Consider the following 14,777-nt stretch of genomic DNA (forward strand, 5'->3'; position numbering starts at 1 on the left):
TGACTTCAGGCCTCTTTGCCGAACAGGCCGGCCGGGCGCACCATGAGCACCAGGACCATGATGACGAACACCACGATGTTCGACGCCTCGGGGTAGAAAACGCGGGTCATGCCTTCGACCACGCCGAGTGCGAGCCCCGTGAGGATCGAACCCATGATGGAGCCCATGCCACCGATCACCACCACCGCGAACACCACGATGATGAGGTTCGAGCCCATCAACGGACTCACCTGGATGATGGGTGCGGCCAGCACGCCGGCCAGCGCGGCCAGGGCCGCGCCCGCGCCGTAGGTGAGCATCACCATCAGGGGCACGTTGACGCCGAAGGTCTGGACCAGGGCGGAGTTTTCGGTGCCGGCCCTGAGGTAGGCGCCCAGGCGCGTGCGCTCGATGAGGTACCAGGTGCCGAAGCACACCGCCAGCGATGCGAAGACCACCCAGGCACGGTAGTTGGGCAGGAACATGAAGCCCAGGTTGGTGGCACCTTGCAGCAGATCAGGCACCGGGTAGTTCTGGCCCGAGGCGCCGTAGATCTCGCGGAACACGCCTTCGAGAATCAGCGTGAGGCCGAAGGTGAGCAGCAGGCCGTATAGCGGGTCGAGCTTGTAGAGGTGCCGCAGGAAGAGGCGCTCGATCACCACACCCAGCGCCCCCACGAGGAGCGGTGCAACCAGCAACGAAATCCAGTAGTTCACGCCGAACTGGTCGAGCATGATCCAGGCGGCAAACGCGCCCAGCATGTAGAGGGTCCCGTGCGCGAAGTTGACCACGCCCAGAAGTCCGAAGATCACCGCCAGACCGAGGCTGAGCATGGCGTAGAACGCGCCATTGACGAGCCCGAGCAGGATCTGGCCCATGAAGGCCTGATGGGGTATGCCGAAAATTTCCATGGAATCTCGTCCGGTCAGGCCAGACTCAAAAAAGCAGCCAGTGATTCGACATGAGCGCGCCCCGATCGGGGCGCGCCCTGCTTCAAGCGTTTACTTCTTGACCAGCGTGCACTTGGACTCGGCCAGGGTGGTGTACGCCTGGTCCCCCGGCACCTTGGCCACCAGCTTGTAGTAGTCCCACGGCGTGGTGGATTCCTTGTTGCCCTTGACCTGGTACAGGTACATGTCGTGGATCATGCGGCCATCGGCGCGGATCTGACCTTTGCTGTAGAAGTCGTTGACCTTCGTGCTTTTCATGGCAGCCATGACCTTGTCGGCGTCGGTGGTGCCCGTCGCCTGCACCGCCTTCAGGTAGGTGGTGGTTGCCGAGTAGTTGGCGGCCTGGAGCGACGAAGGCATGCGCTTGTATTTCTCGAAGAAGCGCTTGGCAAACTTGCGCGAGGCATCGTCCTGGTTCCAGTACCAGCTGTCGGCCAGTTGCAGGCCTTCGGTGTTGGCCAGGCCCAGGCTGTGCACGTCGTTGATGAACACCAGCAAGCCAGCGATCTTCATGCTCTTGTTGATGCCGAATTCCCGGGCGGCCTTCATCGCATTGGTGAAGTCGCCACCGGCGTTGGCCAGCGCCAGCACGTCGGCCTTGGAGGTCTGTGCCTGCAGCAGGAACGAGGAGAAGTCAGACGCATTGAGCGGGTGGCGCACAGAGCCTGCCACGGTGCCACCGTTGGCCTTCACCACCGTCGACGCGTCGGCTTCCAGCGAGTGGCCGAAAGCGTAGTCGGCGGTCAGGAAGTACCAGTTCTTGGCACCGCCCTTGACCAGCGCATTGCCCGCCACCTTGGCCAGTGCCACGGTGTCGTAGGCGTAGTGCACGGTGTAGGGCGAGCAGGCTTCGTTGGTCAGGCGCGCCGAGCCGGCACCGATGACGATGAACGGGCGCTTCTTCTCTTCAGCCACCTTGGCCATGGCCAGGGCCGTGCCGGAGTTGGTGCCACCCACCAGCATGGACAGGCCTTCCTTGTCGATCCACTCACGGGCCTTGGAACTGGCCACGTCGGCCTTGTTCTGGTGGTCGGCCGACAGCACCTCGATCGGGCGGCCCAGCACCTTGCCGCCGAAGTCTGCGGCCGCCCACTTGACCATCTCGGCGCCGGCGGGGCCGTCGATGTCTGCATAGAGGCTGGACATGTCGGTGATGAAGCCGATCCTGACCGGGCCGGTGCCCTGCGCGGATGCGGCGGTGGCCAGCGCGATGGACGCGGCGATGACGATGGGTTTGAGTTTCATGATGTCTCCTTCGGGTTAAAAAAAGCCGGACGAAATTCCGATGCGGATGCCGCGGTCAGACGCCCAGGTACTCCTGCAACATGGCCATGTTCTGGCTCAATTCCTTTTTCTCGAATTGCTTGACGATGACGCCGTGCTCCATCACGTAGAACTGATCGGCCAGGGGCGCTGCAAAGCGGAAGTTCTGTTCGACCAGCACGATCGTGTAGCCCTTCTTCTTGAGGGCGAGGATCATCTCGGCGAGCTTCTGCACGATCACGGGCGCGAGGCCTTCGGATATTTCGTCCAGCAGCAGCAGGCGGGCGCCGGTGCGCAGGATGCGGGCGACCGCCAGCATCTGCTGCTCACCGCCCGAGAGGCGCGTACCCGGGCTGCTGGCGCGTTCCTTCAGGTTCGGGAACATGTCGTAGATCTCGTCCAGCGACATGCCACCCGGCCCCAGCACGGGCGGCAACATGAGGTTTTCTTCGGCGCTCAGGCTGGCGAAGATGCCGCGCTCTTCGGGGCAATAACCAATGCCAAGATGGGCCACCCGGTGCGGCGCCATGCCGATGGACTCGGTGCCCTGGATGCGGATGGAGCCCGTGCGCTTGCCTGTAAGGCCCACGATGGCGCGCATGGTGGTGGTGCGACCGGCGCCATTGCGACCCAACAGCGTGATGACTTCGCCCTCGTGCACGGTGAGGTTCACGCCATGCAGGATATGGGACTCGCCGTACCAGGCATGCAGGTCGTCGATGCGGAGCATTTCCTTGGCCATGTCAGTGCGCTCCCTGCAAGGCGGTGTCGGCCGAGCCCATGTAGGCCTCGATCACCTGCGGATTCTTCGACACTTCTGCATAGGGCCCGTCGGCGATGATCGCGCCCCGTTGCAGCACCGTGATGCGATCGGCAATCGAAGCCACGACGTTCATGTTGTGTTCCACCATCAGGATGGTGCGCCCTTTCGAAACCTTCTTGATCAACTGCGTCACCCGGTCCACGTCTTCATGGCCCATGCCCTGCGTGGGCTCGTCCAGCAACATCAGCTCGGGCTCCAGTGCCAGCGTGGTGGCCAGTTCCAGCGCACGTTTTCGGCCATAGGGCAGGTTCACCGTCAACTCGTCGGCAAAGTCCTGCAGGTCCACCGCCGCCAGCAATTCGCGTGCACGCTCGTGCAGGTGATGCAGCGAGCTTTCCGGCTTCCAGAAATGGAACGAGGTGCCGAGATTGCGCTGCAGGGCCGCACGCACGTTCTCCAGCACCGTCATGTGAGGGAACACCGCAGAGATCTGGAAGGAACGGACGATGCCGCGCCGCGCGGTCTGTGCGGGCTTTTCCTGGGTGATGTCGACGCCATTGAAGTGGATGCTTCCACTGCTGGGCGGAAGAAACTTGGTGAGCAGGTTGAAGAACGTGGTCTTGCCCGCGCCGTTCGGGCCGATCAGCGCATGGATGTGGCCACGCTGCACCTTCAGGTCCACCTGATTGACCGCCACGAACCCCTTGAATTCCCTGCTCAGACGCTGCGTTTCAAGAATGCATTCTGCTGTCAATTGATTCTCCGGCGACGGTTTGTCCATGCACGCGTCGGCATGAGCCAGAAGCGATCGATGGTGATGGGTGGGCAAGCGTACTCGCGCTTGGCTGCGGTTGAAAGCAGGGTCTTCACTCAGTGCCCCGCCAGAAAACGCTGCACCAGATCGAGTTGATCCGGCACATTCAGGGCCGGCGCGTGTCCGCAGCCGGCAATGGTCACCACCAGCGCCCGCGGTCCCCGGTCGCGCATGGCTTCTGCGGTGTCGGCCAGCAGCAGGTCGGACTCTGCGCCTCGCAGGCATAACACCGGCACGTCGATGCGGTCGTAGGTGGGCCAGAGGTCGTAGTCGTCGGGGTGGTCGATGAACTGCCTCACCATGGCTGGGTCGTAATGCGGCGTCACGCGGCCGTCCGGCAGGCGGCGCGTGGAACTCTCGGTGAACAGGCGCCATTGCGCGTCGCTGATGTAGCCGTAAGGCTTGTAGATGGTGCGGAAGTACTGTTCCAGTTCGCTCACCGTGTCGAAGCCTGGCGGGCTCCCCGCGTAGCTGCGGATGCGTTGCACGGCGGGATCGGCCAGTTTGGGGCCGATGTCGTTGAGCACGAGTCTTTCAATGCGCCCGTGCAATGGCCCGGCGGCGCAAGCCATGCCGATGGCGCCGCCCATGGAGGTGCCCACCCAGTGGAAGCGCTTGAGGGCGAGCTGATCCACCAGCGAGGTGGCGATGCGGCTGTAGAAGTCCAGGCAATACTCAGCTTCGGGCTTCGGGCTCCACTGGCTCAGGCCCCGGCCGATGGTGTCGGGGCATATCACGCGCCAGCCCAGGGCGCACAGGTGTTCGGCCAGCGGGTCCATGTCACGGCCCGTGCGCGCCAGGCCGTGCCAGGCCACCACCACGGGGCCGGCGGGCTCCTCGGGCTCCCAATCCATGAAGTGGATTTCGCGGCCTTCGCACTTCAGGTAGCGCGAGCGGGGCACCACCACGGCGGCGGCAGTGGCGATGGCGGTGTTCATTTGCTGCCTTTCAGGCGGGTGAGCACGGCTCTCTCGCGCAGCCTGCCCACGATGCCGGTGGGAAAGTAATACACCGAGAGCACGAACAGCAGGCCCAGCCAGAGCAGCCAGCGGTCGGGCGTGAGCAGCGCGGGCAGCAGGGGAATGCCTTCGGTGGCCTGGCCGGCCAGGCGCAGCAGGTCCTGCAGATAGCTTTGCGCCACCAGGAACAGCACGCTGCCGATGAGCGCGCCGTACAGCGTGCCCATGCCCCCGATGACGACGATGAGCAGGATATCCAGCATGATCTCGAACGAGAGCGAAGTGTCCGGCCCGTTGTAGCGCAGCCAGATGGCGAGCAGGCAGCCGGCGAGCGTGGCGAAGGACGCCGACAACACGTTGGACAGCGTGCGGTACACCACCGTGCGGTAGCCCAGCGCTTCAGCGCGGAAATCGTTTTCCCGGATGGCCTGCAGCACGCGGCCGAACGGCGAGTTCACGATGCGCAGGATGGTGAGGAAGATGGCGGTGACGGCCAGGAAGATCAGGTAGTAGGTGATGAGCCTGCCGTTCAGATCCACGGAACCCAGCGGCGTCTGCAGCGGTTCTTCGGTCAGCGTGAAGCCGGGCGAAAGCAGCTCGGGCACGCGGAAAGTGAGGCCGTCTTCACCGCCGGTGAAGTCCGAAAGCTGCGAGGCCAGCGTGAGGAAAGCCGAGGCCACGGCGAGCGTGATCATGGCGAAGAAGATCGCCTTCACGCGCAGCGAGAACAGGCCGATCAGCAGCGAGAGCACCAGCGAGATCAGCAGCGCGCAGACGATGCCGACCAGCATGGCGCCCCAGCTGGCCTGCTCCACCGAGTTCAGCGCGATCGCCACGCCATACGCGCCGATGCCGAAGAACATGGTGTGCGCAAAGCTCACGATGCCGGTGTAGCCCAGCAGCAGGTCGAAGCTGGCGACCAGCGCCACGAAGATCAGCACCTTGGCCGCGACGTTGAGCGCCTTCACGCCCGGGAACAGGAACGGCGCGAACGCCAGGCCGAGGAAGAGCACGATCAGCAGCACGCTGAGCCAGCGGCTGCGCGGGAGGTCGTTGGAGAGGAGTCGGGAAATCATGCGGCGCTCCTGTCGTTCAACGGTTCGTCACCGGGTACACGCCCTGTGGCCGCCACAGCAGGATGGCCACCATGAGCGCAATGTTGGAGAACAGCGCCACCTTGGGGGCCAGGAAGCCGGTGTAGTTGGCCATCAGGCCCACCAGCAGCGCACCGATGAGCGCGCCGGTGGTGGAACCGAGGCCGCCGATGATGATGACGATGAAGATCAGCACGTTGACCTGCGCGCCCATCTGCGGCACCACGCTCTGCTGGTACAGGCCCCACATCACGCCGCCCAGGCCGGCCAGGGCGCTGCCCACCACGAACACGCCGATGAAGAGTTGGCGGATGCGGTAGCCGAGCGATTCGACCATCTCGCGGTCCTGCACGCCGGCACGCACCAGCAGGCCGACCTTGGTGCGGTTGAGCGTCCACACCATGGCGGCGAACACGGCACCGCCCACCAGCACCGCGAGCAGACGGTATTTCTCCACCGCCGCATCACCGAAGATGAAGGAACCGCGCAGGCTCTCGGGCAGCGGCAGCGCAATCTGCTCGGGACCCCACACCACCTTGATGAGCTCCTCGCCGATGATCATGCCGCCCATGGTGATGAGGATCTGCTTCAGGTGCATCCCGTACACCGGGCGGATGATGAGCCGCTCGAACACCCAGCCCAGCGCGCCGGCCACCGCCATGGCCACCAGCATGGCCGGCAGCAGCGCCACCAGGTTCAGCCACAGGCTGTCGGCCGTGGTGAAGCTGTTCATGCTGCCCAGCACCGTGGTGGCCACGAAGGCACCGAGCGCAATGAACACGCCGTGGCCGAAGTTCAGCACGTCCATGAGGCCGAACACCAGCGTGAGGCCCGAGGCGATGATGAAGATGATCATGCCCATGGCCAGGCCCGCCACGGTGAGCGTGAGCCAGGTGGAACCGCTGCCCACGGCCGGCAGGGCCAGCAACGCGAGCACGGGCACCAGCGCGAGCGGCTTCCAGTCGAAGTCGGCGTTGAGTTTCATTGGTGGGCTCCGAGTGAGAGGCCAAGCAGCTTCGATTGCATGACTTCATCGGCGGCCAGTTCCGCCATCGACCCGCTGTGCACCACGCGCCCGTCGTCCATCACGGCCACGGTGTCGCCGAGCTGGCGCGCGAAGTTGAAGTTCTGCTCCACGAGCAGGATGGTGGTCTTCGCGGCCTTGAGTTCGCGGAAGGCCGCGATCATGTTCTGGATGATCGCGGGCGCCAGGCCCTTGCTGGGCTCGTCGATCAGCAGCAGCTTGCGCGGCTCGACGATGGCGCGCGAGACCGCGAGCATCTGCTTCTGCCCGCCGCTGAGCTTGCCGGCCGGGTGCAGCCAGAATTTCTTCATGGCGGGGAACAGGCCGAAGATCCATTCGAGCCGCTGGGTGTCGATGTCGTCGAGCGTGCGCGCGCCGCGCGCGGCCAGCAGCATGTTCTCGCGCACGGACAGGTCCGAGAAGATGCCCATGCTCTCGGGCACGTAGGCCACGCCGCTCTGTGCGATGTCGGGCGTCTGGCGCTGGGTGATGTCGTGCCCGTCGAGCGTCACCGTGCCCTGGCTCGCGTGCCACAGGCCCATGATGGTGCGCAGCGTGGTCGTCTTGCCCGCACCGTTGCGGCCGAGCAGCATCGTGAGCTGGTTGGCCGGCACCACCAGGTCCACGCCATGGAGGATGTGGTACGCACCGATGTGGGTGTGCACACCCTGGAGAGTGAGGAGGTTGTCGCTCATGCCGGCACCTCTTCTTCGGGGTTGATGCCCAGGTAAGCCTGCTGCACCACCGGCGAGGCGATCACTTCGGCCGGGTCGCCATCGGCCACCAGCTCGCCGTTGTGCAGCACGATGATGCGGTCCGAGAGTTCGCGCACCACGTCCATCTTGTGTTCGACCAGCAGGATGGTCTTGCTCTTGTCTTCCTTGAGCTTGCGGATGAGGTTCAGGATCACCGGCACCTCGTCCACGCTCATGCCGGCGGTCGGCTCGTCAAACATGAACACTTCGGGCTCCAGCGCCATGAGGATGCCCACCTCCAGCTTGCGCTGGTCGCCGTGCGGCAGGCTTGAAGCCAGCGCGTCGCGCTTGTCCGCCAGGGCCACGGTCTCCAGCACCGCGTCGGCACGCTCCAGCAGGTCGCGCCGGTCGCTCCAGATGCGCCACAGGTTCAGCCCGGCACGCGCCCTGGCCTGCACCGCCAGCCGCACGTTCTCCTGCACCGTGAGCCGGGGAAACAGGTTGGTGAGCTGGAACGCACGACCCAGCCCCGCCTGCGCCCGCGCCGGCGCACCCAGCGAAGAGATGTCCTTGCCGCCCAGCAGCACCTGGCCCGCGCTGGCCTTGATCTGTCCCGAGATCAGGTTGAAGTAGGTCGTCTTGCCCGCCCCATTGGGGCCGACGATGGCAGTGAGCGTGCCCGGCGCGAACGCGCACGAGACGGCACTCACCGCCACGTGCCCGCCGAAGCGGACCGTGAGGTCTTGGGTTTCAAGCATGGAGAGTCCCGGAGCCGCGCAGGCGGCGACAGTTCGTGAATGCCGCGGAACCGGCTTCGCCGGGCCGCAGGCGTTGTCCCCCTTTCAAGGGGGAAGCCGCGTGAGCGGCGCAGGGGGTTAGCGCTTATTCCGAATCGGAATGTTCAGCTCCTCCGGTTTGATTTCCCGGACCAGCTCAGGCACACCCCAGGCGAAAGCGGGGTCCACCTTGATCTTGAAGTGGTACATGCTCTGCATGGCCTGATGGTCTTCCTTGCGGAAAGTCATCTTGCCCTTGGGCGTGTCGAAGCTCATGCCTTCCATGGTGGTGATGAGCTTGTCGGTGTTGGTGTCGCCGTTGGTCTTCTTGAGCGCGGTGACCACGGCCATCGCGGCGCTGAAGCCACCGGCGGTGAAGAAGTCGGGCGGCGTCTTGAACTGCTTGTAGTGCTCGGCCACCATGGCGTCGTTCACCGGGTTCTTGGGGATGCCGAAGTAGTAGTACAGCGCACCTTCCATGCCGGGGAACTGCTTGTAGGCCACCATGGCGGGCAGGATGTTGCCGCCGGTGGCGAGCTTGATGCCGTAGCGCTTCTCCAGCTCCATCTCGGCGATCTTGGGGAACGGCGTGGGCGCACCCGACCAGCCGACCGAGATGTACTTGTTGCCGGGCTGGTCCTTGAGCTTGTCGACGATGCGCAGCAGGCCGGCGGTGAAGTCGGTCGTGCCCACGGGCAGGTATTCCTCGTGAACGATCTTGGCCTTCTTGATGTATTCCTTGGCGGCCTTCACGCCGTCGCGGCCGAAGGCGTTGTCGTTGGCCAGCGTGGCGACCACGTTGCCGGCCTGGTCGAGCGCCACGGCGTTCGCGGCAGCGTCCTGGCTGCTGTTGCGGCCGGTGCGGAAGATGTACTTGTTCCACTTGTCGCCGGTGATGGAGTCGGCCACGGCGGGCTCCACCAGCAGGATCTTCCTGTATTCCTCCGCCACAGGCAGCATGGCCAGCGCCACGGGCGATGCGGTAGGGCCAATGGCCAGGTCGACCTTGTCGTCGGCGTAGGCGGTGGCCAGCAGGCTCTTGCCCACGTCGGGCTTGCCCTGGTCGTCCTTCTCGATCACCACGATCTTCTTGCCGCCGACCATCATGGTGCCGCCGGTGGCATAGCTCAGGCCCATCATCAGGCCGGCCTGGGTCTGCTTGGCGTACGCCTCCAGCGGGCCGGTCTTGCTGTGGATGTGGGCGATGCGGATCTCGCCCTTGTTGGCTTGAGCGGATGCGAGGGAAGTACCGAGTGCGGCCGCGCAGGCGAGCGCAATGACCGCCAGACGGCGGGTGGTGTGAATCATGTCTTGTCTCCTGGTTGGAAGGATCACAGCGCCAAGCGCCGTGACCCTGCTTTGCAGACTTCGTGCCAGAGATTCAAGCCATTGATTTCAAACCAGATTTCAAAAATCCAATCCAAATTCGTCTGAATTTCAGACAATCCTTCGACGTTTGATTGTCTGATTTTCAGACGATCGTCTGAATTTCAGACACCTCACTCTGCCCGCCCAGCCGGTCGTACAGGCTGGCCCGCGAGATGCCGAGCAACTTCGCAGCAGCCGTGCGGTTGCCGCCAGTGCGCTCCAGCGCGAGCGCAATCGCGCGCTGCTCCAGTTCGGCGATCTGTTCAGGCAGGGGGCGGAGGTCGCCACCGGGCAAGGTGCGCGGCGCGCTGCGGGCCACCGCATTCGGTGTCAACGCGGGCAGGCCGGCCTCGCGCAGCACGGCGTCGACCTGTGCGGCTTCGATGTGGTGGGTGTCGCTGCGCAAGGCCAGTTGTTCCAGCACGTTGCGCAGTTCGCGGATGTTGCCGCGCCAGGGTTGCGCGCCGAGCAAGGCCTGCGCATCGGCGGTGAGCTCCAGCTGTGCGCCGCCGCCGCGAGCGGCAATGTCTTCGCACAGCGCTTCGATCAGCAGCGTGATGTCGTCCTGCCGTTCGCGCAGCGGCGGCACGCGGATCGGCAGCACGTTGAGGCGGTAGTACAGATCCTCGCGGAAGCTGCCGTCGCGCACCATCTGCTGCAGGTCTCGCGAGGTGGCGGCGACCACACGCACGTCGAAACGCACCAGCTTGTTCGACCCCAGCGGTTCGATCTCGCCTTCCTGCAGGGCGCGCAGCAGCTTGACCTGCACCGACATCGGCATGTCGCCCAATTCGTCGAGGAACAGCGTGCCACCGTCGGCCAGTTTGAACTTGCCGTCGCGGCCCTTCTTGTCGGCGCCGGTGTAGGCGCCCGGCGCCACGCCGAAGAACTCGGCCTCCAGCAGGGTGTCGGGCACGGCCGCCATGTTCACGCTCACGAAGGGGCGGCCCGCACGTGGCGAGGCGGCGTGGATGGCGTGCGCCAGCAGCTCCTTGCCGGTGCCGGTCTCGCCCAGCAGCAGCACCGGGCTGGCCGACTGCGCCGCGCGGCGCGCCTGGCGTTTCACCTCCAGCGCGGCGGCGCTGCTGCCCACAAAGCTGGCAAAGGTGTACTTGGTGCGGCGCTGGCTGGCGAGTTCGCGGCGCGCCTCGCTCAGGTCCTGCTCCAGCCTTGCAAACTTGCTGATGAGGGGTTGCAGCGTGGTCTCGGGGTGGTCGAACAGCACGATGCCCAGCACGCCGATGACTTCGCCCGCATCGTCGCGCAGCGGAATGCGGCTGACGACGAAGGTGCCGGCGCGGTTGGTGAGCAGGTCGATGAGGATGGGCTTGCCGGTGGCCAGCACCTGGTGCATCTGCGTGTTCTGCACGACCCGCGACACCGGGTGACCGACGAAGTCTTCTTCGCGCTCGAATCCGAGCGCGGGCAGGAAGCGACGGTACTGGTCGTTGATCCACACCACACGGCCGTCGCGGTCCACCAGCATCATGCCTTCGCTGGCGTTGGCGAACAGCTCGAACATGGACCTCGCGGCCAGCTCAAGAATGCTCTGGGCGTCGCGTGGGAGGCGGTCGTCTCGGGTCATTTTTCGAATGGTACCCCTGGTGGTGGGTCCGGTCATCGTCGGCCATGGGGCACGGCTCCGCGAATGTCCTCCGAGTCGGCTTCGCCGCCTCTCCCCCTTTATTTCGCTGCGCCATGTCCCATGGCCGACGATGACCTCGTTGGCGCTCGTTCTGTGGGCGTGCCAACATCACTCCGGCTCGTGAGCGCAGGGCGCTCTGCGCAGCGAAATAAAGGGGGAGGACCGGCAAAGCCGGTCCGGAGGACATTCGCGGAGCAGAGCGCCCTGCGCTCACGAGCCCGCGAGGTCTTAAACCACTACACGCCGCGACAACAAGCGAGGGAGGATCAGAACCATCACCACCACCGCCAGCAAAGTGGCCGACATCGGGCGCTGCAGGAACACCATCCAGCTGCCCTCGCCGATCGATACGGCATTGCGCATCTGCGCCTCCGCCATGGGACCGAGGATCAGGCCCACGATGACCGGTGCCGTGGGGAAGTCGTAGCGGCGCATCACCACGCCCAGCAAACCCAGGCCGTACATGAGGAACAGATCGAACGCGCTCTGGCGCATGCCGTACACACCCACCGTGGCAAAGATCAGGATGCCGGCGTAGAGCTGCGGTCGTGGAATCTTCAGGAGCTTCACCCACAGGCCCACCAGCGGAAGATTGAGCACCAGCAACATCACGTTGCCGATGTAGAGCGAGGCAATCAGCGCCCACACCAGCGCAGAGGACGTCTGGAACAGCTGTGGCCCGGCGTTGATGCCGTAGTTCTGCAACGCGCTCAGCAGAATGGCCGCCGTGACCGACGTGGGAATGCCCAGCGTGAGCAGCGGCACCAGCGTGGCCGTGACGGCCGCGTTGTTCGCCGCCTCGGGGCCGGCCACGCCTTCGATGGCGCCCGTGCTGCCGAACTCGGCCTTGTGCTCGGGCGATGCCAGCTTGCGTTCGGTGGCGTAGCTCAGGAAGGTCGGAATCTCGGTGCCGCCCGCCGGGATGGTGCCGAAAGGAAAACCAATGGCGGTGCCACGCAGCCAGGCCGGCCAAGAACGGCGCCACTCTTTGCGCGTCATGTGCGCCTTGGTCATCTTGTTCATGGTGGCCTCGCTGCGGCCTTCGTAGAGCGCGTTGTAGAGCGCTTCGGCCACCGCGAACAGGCCCACAGCCACCAGCACCACTTCGATGCCGTCCATGAATTCCAGCACGCCGGCCGTGTAGCGCACCTGGCCGGTGATCTGGTCGATGCCGATCAGGCCCAGCGCCAGACCGAAGAACAGTGCGGTCAGGCCGCGCAGCGTGCTCTGGCCGAGCACCGCACTCACCGTGGTGAAAGCCAGCAGCATGAGGCAGAAATACTCGGGTGGCCCGAGTCGCACGGCGAACTGCGCCAGGATCGGCGCGAACAGCGTGACCAGGATGGTGGCGATGCTGCCGGCGATGAAGGAGCCGATGGCGGCGCTGGCCAGCGCCGCACCGGCGCGACCACTCTTGGCCATCTTGAAGCCTTCGAGCGCCGTCACCATGGTGCCGGTCTCGCCCGGGGTATTGAGCAGGATCGATGTGGTCGATCCGCCGTACATGGCGCCGTAGTAGATGCCGGCGAAGAAGATCATCGACGCGGTGGGTTCCACCTGGCCGGTGATGGGCAGCAGCATGGCCACCGTAACGGCCGGGCCGAGGCCGGGCAGCACACCGATGGCGGTGCCAAGCGCGCAGCCGGCAAACGCCCACAGCAGGTTGATGGGCGTGCCCGCCGTGGCAAAGCCACCGAGCAACAGGTTGAGGGTGTCCATCATGGTGTCAGATCCATCCAGAGGCCGTGATGCCCGGCAGGTTCACCGCCAGCACTTTCGTGAACAGCCAGAACACCGGCGCCGCAATGACGATGCCGATGACCGCGTCTTTCACGGTCTGTTGCACGCCGCCCGCCGGCTTGCCTTCGCTGGCGCGCAGGCCGCGCACCGCGAGCACGAAGCACAGCGCGCAACTGAGGATGAAGCCGATGGTGGTGATGAGCGCGGCGTTGAGCAGCACGCCAGCCGACACCCAGGCGAGCGAACGCCAGTCGCCACGCGCTGCGCCCGAAGGCTCCGGCATGTTGCGGTAGCCGCCGCGCCACACCTCCACCACCAGCATCACGCCACAGATGGCCAGCGCAGCGCTGATCACCCAGGGCAGGAAGTTCGGGCCCACGCCCGCATAGCCCGAGTCGGACGAGATGTCGGTCGCACCGTAGGCCAGCACGGCGGCCACGACGAGCGCGCCAATGCCCACAGCGAGCTGGCCCGGACGGTGCGAGCTCTGAGGTTGGTGATCAAGAGTTTCCATGTCAATGCTCCAGGCGCAACGAACGAAGCCGCGCAAAACCAGAGGCATCGAGGGTCCGGCTACGCCGGCCCAAGATGCCGTCCCCCCTCCCAGCGCCGAAGGCGCGACAGAGAGGGGGGAAGCCGCAAAGCGGCGCAGGGGGGTGACCGAATTCAGACCATGCCGGCACGAACCATGGTCGCGCGCAGCGAGGAGAAGTCCTTGTCCACGAACTCGTCGAAGGCCTTGCCGGTCAGCAGAGCGGGTGTCCAGCCGTTCTTCTCCAGCGAGGCTGCCCAGGACTTGCTCTGCGTGGCCTTGACGACCATGGCGGTCAGTGCATCGCGTTGCGCCTGCGTGATGCCGGGCGCACCGTACACGCCGCGCCAGTTGCCGATTTCCACGTCGATGCCCTGCTCTTTCAGCGTCGGTACGTCGATGCCCTTCACACGCTGGCCGGAAGTGACCGCGATCGCGCGCATCTTGCCGCTCTCGATGTACTGCTGGAACTCGCTGTAGCCGCTGCCGCCGACGGTGACGTTGCCGCCCAGGATCGCGGCCGTGGCTTCACCGCCGCCACGGAACGGCACGTAGTTGATCTTGGAGGCTGGCACGCCCACGGCCTGCGCGATCTGCGCTGCGGCAATGTGCTCCGTGGCGCCGCGCGAACCACCGCCCCACTTGACGCTGCCGGGGTCTTTCTTGAGCTGCTCCACCACGTCTTTCATGGTCTTGAGGGGCGAGTTCTCGGGCAGCACGAACACGTTGTATTCGGTCGTCAGGCGCGCAATGGGCGTGAGCTGCGTGATGGACACCGGTGGCTTGCCGGTGATCAGGCCACCGAGCATCACCGCGCCCATCACCATCAGCGCATTGGGATCGCCCTTGCTGGCGTTGAAGAACTGGGCCAGGCCGATGGCACCGGCCGCGCCGCCCTTGTTCTCATAGGTGACGGAAGACGCCACGCCCGCGTCGCGCAGGGCGTCGCCGAGCGCACGGCCGGTGCCGTCCCAGCCGCCGCCGGGGTTGGCGGGAATCATCATCTTGATGTTGGCGTTGGCCCAGGCCGCATTCGGCAGGGCACCCGCGGCGGCCAGAGCGGCCAGGGTTTTGAGGAAGGTATCGCGACGCATGGCTTGTCTCCTTGTGGGTGAAACGGACACTCCGGATGTTGCGCCTGCTCGCTGTCAGTTCGCTGTCCATCGACCCCGTGA

14 protein-coding genes are annotated in these 14,777 nt (G+C 65.3%); all 14 read right to left on the reverse strand.

What is annotated here, in order from left to right:
- Positions 1 to 5 precede the first annotated feature (5 nt).
- Positions 6 to 890, reverse strand: coding sequence for a branched-chain amino acid ABC transporter permease (locus ACTIF6_RS06395; RefSeq protein WP_439587172.1), 885 nt, complete (start codon positions 888 to 890; stop codon positions 6 to 8).
- Positions 891 to 980: 90 nt separating this feature from the next.
- Positions 981 to 2,174: an ABC transporter substrate-binding protein gene (locus ACTIF6_RS06400; RefSeq protein WP_439587173.1), complete on the reverse strand. Its 1,194-nt coding sequence runs from the start codon at positions 2,172 to 2,174 to the stop codon at positions 981 to 983.
- A gap of 55 nt (positions 2,175 to 2,229) precedes the next feature.
- Positions 2,230 to 2,934, reverse strand: coding sequence for an ABC transporter ATP-binding protein (locus ACTIF6_RS06405; RefSeq protein WP_439587174.1), 705 nt, complete (start codon positions 2,932 to 2,934; stop codon positions 2,230 to 2,232).
- Position 2,935: 1 nt separating this feature from the next.
- The gene (locus ACTIF6_RS06410; protein ID WP_439587175.1) at positions 2,936 to 3,709 is read right to left on the reverse strand and encodes an ABC transporter ATP-binding protein; all 774 of its coding nucleotides are present in this window, start codon (positions 3,707 to 3,709) and stop codon (positions 2,936 to 2,938) included.
- Positions 3,710 to 3,825: 116 nt separating this feature from the next.
- Positions 3,826 to 4,707: an alpha/beta fold hydrolase gene (locus ACTIF6_RS06415; RefSeq protein ID WP_439587176.1), complete on the reverse strand. Its 882-nt coding sequence runs from the start codon at positions 4,705 to 4,707 to the stop codon at positions 3,826 to 3,828.
- Complete coding sequence (locus ACTIF6_RS06420) at positions 4,704 to 5,804, reverse strand: branched-chain amino acid ABC transporter permease (protein WP_439587177.1); 1,101 nt, start codon at positions 5,802 to 5,804, stop codon at positions 4,704 to 4,706. Before ACTIF6_RS06420 ends, ACTIF6_RS06415 begins: the two co-directional genes overlap by 4 nt.
- Before the next feature lie 16 nt (positions 5,805 to 5,820).
- Positions 5,821 to 6,807, reverse strand: coding sequence for a branched-chain amino acid ABC transporter permease (locus ACTIF6_RS06425; RefSeq protein ID WP_439587178.1), 987 nt, complete (start codon positions 6,805 to 6,807; stop codon positions 5,821 to 5,823).
- Positions 6,804 to 7,541, reverse strand: coding sequence for an ABC transporter ATP-binding protein (locus tag ACTIF6_RS06430; protein WP_439587179.1), 738 nt, complete (start codon positions 7,539 to 7,541; stop codon positions 6,804 to 6,806). Before ACTIF6_RS06430 ends, ACTIF6_RS06425 begins: the two co-directional genes overlap by 4 nt.
- A complete protein-coding gene (locus ACTIF6_RS06435; protein ID WP_439587180.1) occupies positions 7,538 to 8,299 on the reverse strand; it encodes an ABC transporter ATP-binding protein in 762 nt (253 codons plus the stop codon). The genes ACTIF6_RS06430 and ACTIF6_RS06435 overlap by 4 nt, the downstream gene beginning before the upstream one ends.
- A gap of 117 nt (positions 8,300 to 8,416) precedes the next feature.
- Positions 8,417 to 9,625: a substrate-binding domain-containing protein gene (locus tag ACTIF6_RS06440; protein ID WP_439587181.1), complete on the reverse strand. Its 1,209-nt coding sequence runs from the start codon at positions 9,623 to 9,625 to the stop codon at positions 8,417 to 8,419.
- Between the two features lie 163 nt (positions 9,626 to 9,788).
- Positions 9,789 to 11,270: a sigma-54 interaction domain-containing protein gene (locus tag ACTIF6_RS06445; RefSeq protein ID WP_439587182.1), complete on the reverse strand. Its 1,482-nt coding sequence runs from the start codon at positions 11,268 to 11,270 to the stop codon at positions 9,789 to 9,791.
- A gap of 288 nt (positions 11,271 to 11,558) precedes the next feature.
- Positions 11,559 to 13,049, reverse strand: coding sequence for a tripartite tricarboxylate transporter permease (locus ACTIF6_RS06450; RefSeq protein WP_439587251.1), 1,491 nt, complete (start codon positions 13,047 to 13,049; stop codon positions 11,559 to 11,561).
- A gap of 7 nt (positions 13,050 to 13,056) precedes the next feature.
- Positions 13,057 to 13,584, reverse strand: a complete 528-nt coding sequence (locus tag ACTIF6_RS06455; protein WP_439587183.1) for a tripartite tricarboxylate transporter TctB family protein — start codon at positions 13,582 to 13,584, stop codon at positions 13,057 to 13,059.
- 152 nt (positions 13,585 to 13,736) lie between these two features.
- Positions 13,737 to 14,696 carry a Bug family tripartite tricarboxylate transporter substrate binding protein gene (locus ACTIF6_RS06460; RefSeq protein WP_439587184.1) on the reverse strand — a complete coding sequence of 320 codons (960 nt, stop codon included), beginning with the start codon at positions 14,694 to 14,696 and terminating at the stop codon, positions 13,737 to 13,739.
- Positions 14,697 to 14,777: the final 81 nt, after the last annotated feature.

This window comes from Hydrogenophaga sp. (assembly GCF_051860785.1).
In the GTDB taxonomy this organism is placed as follows: Bacteria; Pseudomonadota; Gammaproteobacteria; order Burkholderiales; family Burkholderiaceae_C; genus Hydrogenophaga.

Coding starts and splice junctions, on each gene's coding strand:
- ACTIF6_RS06395 (WP_439587172.1), bottom strand. CDS start 890: ATGGAAATTTTCGGCATACCCCATCAGGCCTTCATGGGCCAGATCCTG.
- ACTIF6_RS06400 (WP_439587173.1), bottom strand. CDS start 2,174: ATGAAACTCAAACCCATCGTCATCGCCGCGTCCATCGCGCTGGCCACC.
- ACTIF6_RS06405 (WP_439587174.1), bottom strand. CDS start 2,934: ATGGCCAAGGAAATGCTCCGCATCGACGACCTGCATGCCTGGTACGGC.
- ACTIF6_RS06415 (WP_439587176.1), bottom strand. CDS start 4,707: ATGAACACCGCCATCGCCACTGCCGCCGCCGTGGTGGTGCCCCGCTCG.
- ACTIF6_RS06420 (WP_439587177.1), bottom strand. CDS start 5,804: ATGATTTCCCGACTCCTCTCCAACGACCTCCCGCGCAGCCGCTGGCTC.
- ACTIF6_RS06425 (WP_439587178.1), bottom strand. CDS start 6,807: ATGAAACTCAACGCCGACTTCGACTGGAAGCCGCTCGCGCTGGTGCCC.
- ACTIF6_RS06430 (WP_439587179.1), bottom strand. CDS start 7,541: ATGAGCGACAACCTCCTCACTCTCCAGGGTGTGCACACCCACATCGGT.
- ACTIF6_RS06435 (WP_439587180.1), bottom strand. CDS start 8,299: ATGCTTGAAACCCAAGACCTCACGGTCCGCTTCGGCGGGCACGTGGCG.
- ACTIF6_RS06440 (WP_439587181.1), bottom strand. CDS start 9,625: ATGATTCACACCACCCGCCGTCTGGCGGTCATTGCGCTCGCCTGCGCG.
- ACTIF6_RS06445 (WP_439587182.1), bottom strand. CDS start 11,270: ATGACCCGAGACGACCGCCTCCCACGCGACGCCCAGAGCATTCTTGAG.
- ACTIF6_RS06450 (WP_439587251.1), bottom strand. CDS start 13,049: ATGGACACCCTCAACCTGTTGCTCGGTGGCTTTGCCACGGCGGGCACG.
- ACTIF6_RS06455 (WP_439587183.1), bottom strand. CDS start 13,584: ATGGAAACTCTTGATCACCAACCTCAGAGCTCGCACCGTCCGGGCCAG.
- ACTIF6_RS06460 (WP_439587184.1), bottom strand. CDS start 14,696: ATGCGTCGCGATACCTTCCTCAAAACCCTGGCCGCTCTGGCCGCCGCG.